Source organism: Neisseria sp. HMSC073G10 (assembly GCF_001812605.1).
Lineage (GTDB): Bacteria > Pseudomonadota > Gammaproteobacteria > Burkholderiales > Neisseriaceae > Neisseria > Neisseria subflava_A.
The window spans coordinates 1-5,481 of the sequence record NZ_KV809488.1; the positions used below are offsets into that span (position 1 = coordinate 1).

Here is a 5,481-nt window from a genome sequence, read left to right on the forward strand (position 1 = left end):
GTGGTGGCTTGTTGAAAGAAAGGTCGTCTGAAACTGTATTTGTTGTTTCAGACGACCCTCTTGGCTTAAACCCTGAGAACTGCATGCGTACGTTCCGTACACATGCTACTTGTTGAGTTTAAGTTTTATATGGGTTACGGCTTGCTTAATTGGCTTTGGGGAGTTTTAAGCCTGTGTACGTAATGTAATTAGGGTTTACTTACTCTAAAATATAATTAAATTTTTCTTCGAATCCATAATCCTCATCTTGTTTCTTAACTCTTTCTAGAACCTTTACTATTTCAATAAATATATTTTCTAATTGATTTTTTGAGAACATAGCATCTTTCCATACCAAAGTAATCGGTCGTTCTAAATTTGTGCTTAATAAATCCCACAGAGCATCAAGATTGTTCCCATAATAATCATGTATAGAAAATATTTTTGAAATTTGATTATGAAAATCTTGTTCCGTATAAATTTTACTGCCGATAATCTCTAATTGCATAAGTTATACTCCTATTTCCAAGTTCCAATTTGTGTTGCAGAGATATAACGATCAGTTGTTATATAGCAATCCATCATTGGAATACAACAATCTAGTATCAGCCTGATTCGATCTTGACATAGTGTTTATTAAGCTAATGTTCGCTTCATACCATATCCTACCCTGTTTAGCAGGTAAAATATTTGTAGAATTTACAAAATATCTCCCCTATGTTGCCTATATGGATGTGGAGGTAGGCTGCTTTTGTCTGATTGCTGTGGCAACTTATTAAAAGAAAGGTATTTGTTGTTTCAGACGACCTTTTGGCTCAAACCTTGAGAACCGCATGCGTGCGTTCTGCACACATGCTACTTGTTGAGTTTAAGTTTTATATGGGCTATGGTTTGCATTTCCAAATGCGCTTGTTATTTAAAAAAAGAAAAATAAACCTGTCTGTTTGGAAATAGCCAGCTGAGTTAAAAATAAAATATTTTGATATATTCTAAGAGGGATATCTGTCAATGCCTGATGGGAATTATCTTGTAAAAAATTTTTTAGAATAATTAATTTTCTTAAATCAATTATTTTTTCATCCTCATAATCATCTATATATGTATCTATTATCTCATTTATTTTATCGAAGAAATTTTTCTCAAATAACAAATTAACCTCTTGTTTTGAAAGTTTAAATACATATAGTTCATTATCATCAGCTTGATCGTAATCTAATTTTTTCATGGCTTCAACACTTAAAGGGACAACTATCTGTTTCATATCAATGACTCCTTATCTTAAAATGTGTTATTTCATTATATTCAGCTTGAGTGCGTCCCTGCTGCTTACCATTCGTATTAATTTTAGGGGCTTTACTAGATTAGCAGATATGCTACCCTTGAAATATGATGATAACACACTGAAAATTAAAGAAAAAGTACAGAGGAATAATCTAGTACAGTCCCTAAATATAAATAGACTAAAAAACTTCCAGTCATTTTTATTTTACTGGTTATAGCATCGTCTCATTTCATCTATTCACACCTATAATATCTCAACAGCTTTTACAAATACTCCAGCAGATCCACTGCTACCCTACTAAGCCTTTTTGAAACCTTTGTTGTAAAAAACGCTATTTCCATTCTTATCGAATAAAGGCAAATTTATAATTTTAAAGCCTCCCAAAATGATGAGGCCGTCTGAAAATCCTTTTTCAGACGGCCTGCAAAGAGACTAAACCAAGTTCTCCAGCATCCATTTAACGTAACGGCTGACGCCTTGTTTTACATCCAAGAATTCTTCTTTATACCCGGCTTCGCGCAGCTTGGTGATGTCTGCTTGAGTAAAGCTCTGATATTTGCCTTTAAGTGCATCTGGGAATGGGATATAACGGATAAGTTCTTCTTCAACCAACTCTTTCAAACTCATTTCAAGCTTGCCTTCGGCTGCGCGGCAGGCGTTGACGGTGGCGGCGGCAAGTTCGTTAAACTGTTGGCTACGACCTGTACCGAGATTGAAGATGCCTGAAAGCTCGGGATGATCGAAGAAGTAAAGGTTAACTTTGGCAACGTCTTCTACGCTGACAAAGTCGCGTGTTTGCTCGCCATTGCCGTAGCCATCATTGGCACCGAATAGGTTGACATAACCATGCTCGCGGTATTGGTGGAAATGATGGAAGGCGACGGATGCCATACGGCCTTTGTGTTGCTCCTGTTGTCCGTAAACATTGAAGTAGCGGAAGCCGACGACTTGGGCGGTCAGGCCTTCTTTCATGCGGCGGCGCAATACTTGGTCAAACAAGAATTTAGAGTAGCCATATACATTGAGCGGTTTTTCCAGTTCGCGCTCTTCTCGGAAGATTTCGCCCTTGCCATATACGGCAGCGCTGGAAGCATAAAGGAACGGAATACGTTCATCCTGACACCAGTCCAAGAGATCAAGCGTGTATTGGTAGTTATTGTCCATCATGTAAAGGCCGTCATGATTCATGGTATCGGAACATGCGCCTTGATGGAAAACGGCTTCGATATCGTCGTAAGGCAGAAGATGGCCGCGCACTTGGCGGATAAATTCGTGTTTATCGAGATAGTGGGCAATTTCACACTCGGCAAGGTTTTTAAATTTTTCGCCTTTACTCAAATTGTCGACGGCAACAATGTCGGTAATACCGCGCTGGTTAAGTGCTTTGACGATGTTGCTGCCGATAAAGCCGGCCGCGCCTGTTACGATAATGGTCATAATGAATTTCCTTTATTTTGATTTTTCAGACGGCCTTGAAGAAATCATGCCGTCTGAAAATAAAAACTTGTCTGTCTGGATTATATTCCAACTCTATTTTCAGACGACATTTAGAATTTTAAGGCCGTCTGAAACAATCATTATTGCTCTTCCAATGCCTTATTCAACTCTGAAAACGAGCAAACCGCCGTACCAAGTTTCGCCACGACAACGCCCGCTGCCGTATTAGCAAGGTGCATCGCTTCGGACATGGTATAGCCTGCCGCCAAACCCAAGCCCACTCCGGCAATAACGGTATCGCCCGCACCGGATACATCATAAACTTCTTGAGCCCGTGTGGGCTGATAAATCGGCTCGCCCTCATTGAACAGGGTCATACCCTCTTCGCTTCGGGTCAGCAAAATCGCGTTCAAATCAAGATGACGGCGCAGGTTTTGAGCTTTTTCTGTCAAATCGTTTTCGTTTTTCCAACTGCCTACCACTTCTTTCAATTCTGCACGATTCGGCGTAATCAGCGTAGCACCGGCATATTTTTCGTAATCGTCGCCTTTGGGGTCGATTAAAACAGGTTTACCGGCCTGTTTCGCCCAATCGATCATATCGGAAATATGCGACAAACCGCCTTTGCCGTAATCTGAAAAAATAATGGCATCGTATTCAGGCAACACTTCACGATATTGATGTTTGATTTGTTCCAACACTTCACGATGAGGCAATTCTTCAAAATCAAGTCGGATAAGCTGCTGATTACGGGCAACAACTCGTAATTTGACAGTAGTCGCAATTTGCTTGTCGCGCATCAGATAGGAAGAAACACCGTCTTGCACCATCAATACGTCCAGCGCATCTGCAGCTTCGTCATCGCCGGTCACGGACAACAGCCCTACTTTACCGCCCAATGAAGCAATATTGCGCGCAACGTTTGCCGCCCCACCTGCACGCTGGTCGATACGGGCGATTTTCGCCACCGGCACGGGGGCTTCAGGAGAAATACGGGACACATCGCCAAACCAATAGCGGTCGAGCATCACATCGCCGACAACAAGGACTTTGGCTTGTGCAAAACGGGATTTGAGAGTTTCTTGTTGGAACTTGGTGGACATATTGCCTCCGTTGTGTTTTTTTCAGATGGCCTCAACCTGTAAGGTCGCCTGAAAATCAGTTTGCTTCAAGGTTTACCACGCGGTTCACTTCACGCAATACAGCTACCGGATCGGCAGCTTTGGTTACCGGACGACCCATTACCAAATAGGTTGAACCTGCAGCCAAGGCTTCGGCCGGCGTCATAATACGGCGTTGGTCGTCATTATTGCCGGCAACGTCCAAGCGGATACCCGGTGTGACCAAGACAAAATCCTGTCCCAATTCGCGGCGCAGTGGCGCGGCTTCTTGAGCGGAACATACCACGCCGTCCAAGCCTGAACTTTGTGTCAGTTTTGCCAAGCGGATGACTTGCTCTTCGGGAGCGATATTCAAACCGATTTCTGCCAAGTCGCTTTGTTCCATACTGGTCAACACGGTCACACCGATCAAAAGCGGCTTGGTTTGATATCCGGCAACGGCTTCTGCTGCGGCTTCCATCATGCGGCGGCCACCGGAGGCGTGCATATCGACCATCCAAACGCCCATATCGGCAGCAACTTTACAGGCCTGAGCAACTGTGTGGGGAATATCGTGGTATTTCAAATCGAGGAAAAGTTTGAAACCTTGATGGATTAAGCTTTCCGCTAAATTACGACCGGTTGCGGTAAACAGCTCTTTGCCGATTTTGATTTGACACAGTGTCGGGTCAAGATTGCGGACAAATCCGAGCGTATCTTTTTCGTTGGCAAAATCAAGGGCGACGATGACGGGGGTACGTTGTTGCTGAGTTTGGAAGTCGGAGATCAAGGGATTCATAAGATGCCTGCGGATAAACGGTTATAGCTTCGATTTTAACAGCTTTTGTACACAAAAGGCCGTCTGAAAATATTTTTTCAGACGGCCTCATTACAACATACCTTAATTATTCTTATATAAATCTAAAATTTTTACAGAAAATTCATCATCACTGAAAAAAAAGGCTGGTGGAACTTCCAATACTTCAGCAATTTTCTGCAAAGTATTCAAATCAGGCTGATGATTTCCTTTCTCGTAGCGATTAATACGCGTACTTGCCACAAACTCATCTAACCCTATCGCCAGTCCCAGTTTCTCCTGCGTCAAATTTTTTGCTTTTCTTGCTTCCTTAAATCGCCTTGTAAAAATTTCTTGTAAACTCATAACTTCTATCCTAAAAATCAAAGTTACGAATTTCGTATATTTTTCTTGATTATTTACTACGAATAACGTAGTATTGCACCGTTTTATATCTTATCTGTTACGAGAAAACTATGACACCAGCTCAAGAATCAAAATGCCATAAAATTATCCATTCTCATGCAGTTGCTGCTGCCGCAGGTAATGCCGTTCCCGTCCCAGGACTTGGTATTGCTACAGATATGGTCGCAATGACTACCATGTGCACAAGTCTCTGTGCTGTTTTTGGTGGGAATATGACCAAAACTGCTGCTGAAGCAATGGCTATAGCTGCAATTAAAAATACCATGTTAAAACAACCCATAAAAACAATGGCAAAGGAATTTTCTAAATTAATTCCCGGTTTAGGCAGCGTTGTTGCACCAACTATTTCTGTTGCATTACTTGAATCAGCAGGATGGTCTCTAGCAAAAGAACTAGAACGAAAATTTGGTTAATTTATACAATAATGAAAAAGGCCGTCTGAAAATATTTTTTCAGACGGC

Annotated in this window: 7 protein-coding genes; 1 reads left to right on the forward strand and 6 read right to left on the reverse strand. The window is 41.7% G+C overall.

The features are described 5' to 3' along the window. Positions 1-199 precede the first annotated feature (199 nt). From HMPREF2865_RS00590 to HMPREF2865_RS00620, 6 genes are all read right to left on the reverse strand, one after another. A complete protein-coding gene (locus tag HMPREF2865_RS00590; protein WP_070644911.1) occupies positions 200-487 on the reverse strand; it encodes a barstar family protein in 288 nt (95 codons plus the stop codon). A gap of 408 nt (positions 488-895) precedes the next feature. Beyond that, positions 896-1,240 (reverse strand): hypothetical protein, encoded by a 345-nt coding sequence (locus tag HMPREF2865_RS00595; protein ID WP_070644913.1) that lies wholly within the window; start codon positions 1,238-1,240, stop codon positions 896-898. 453 nt (positions 1,241-1,693) lie between these two features. Continuing rightward, positions 1,694-2,698, reverse strand: coding sequence for an ADP-glyceromanno-heptose 6-epimerase (gene rfaD, locus HMPREF2865_RS00605; protein WP_070644917.1), 1,005 nt, complete (start codon positions 2,696-2,698; stop codon positions 1,694-1,696). 140 nt (positions 2,699-2,838) lie between these two features. After that, positions 2,839-3,801 (reverse strand): D-glycero-beta-D-manno-heptose-7-phosphate kinase, encoded by a 963-nt coding sequence (gene rfaE1, locus HMPREF2865_RS00610; protein ID WP_070644918.1) that lies wholly within the window; start codon positions 3,799-3,801, stop codon positions 2,839-2,841. A gap of 55 nt (positions 3,802-3,856) precedes the next feature. Next, positions 3,857-4,597 (reverse strand): orotidine-5'-phosphate decarboxylase, encoded by a 741-nt coding sequence (gene pyrF, locus HMPREF2865_RS00615; RefSeq protein WP_070644920.1) that lies wholly within the window; start codon positions 4,595-4,597, stop codon positions 3,857-3,859. Positions 4,598-4,699: 102 nt separating this feature from the next. Continuing rightward, positions 4,700-4,960: a helix-turn-helix domain-containing protein gene (locus tag HMPREF2865_RS00620; protein WP_070644922.1), complete on the reverse strand. Its 261-nt coding sequence runs from the start codon at positions 4,958-4,960 to the stop codon at positions 4,700-4,702. Positions 4,961-5,070: 110 nt separating this feature from the next. On the opposite strand from HMPREF2865_RS00620, the gene HMPREF2865_RS00625 reads away from it, so the two are divergent. Further along, positions 5,071-5,433 (forward strand): hypothetical protein, encoded by a 363-nt coding sequence (locus HMPREF2865_RS00625; protein WP_070644924.1) that lies wholly within the window; start codon positions 5,071-5,073, stop codon positions 5,431-5,433. Positions 5,434-5,481: the final 48 nt, after the last annotated feature.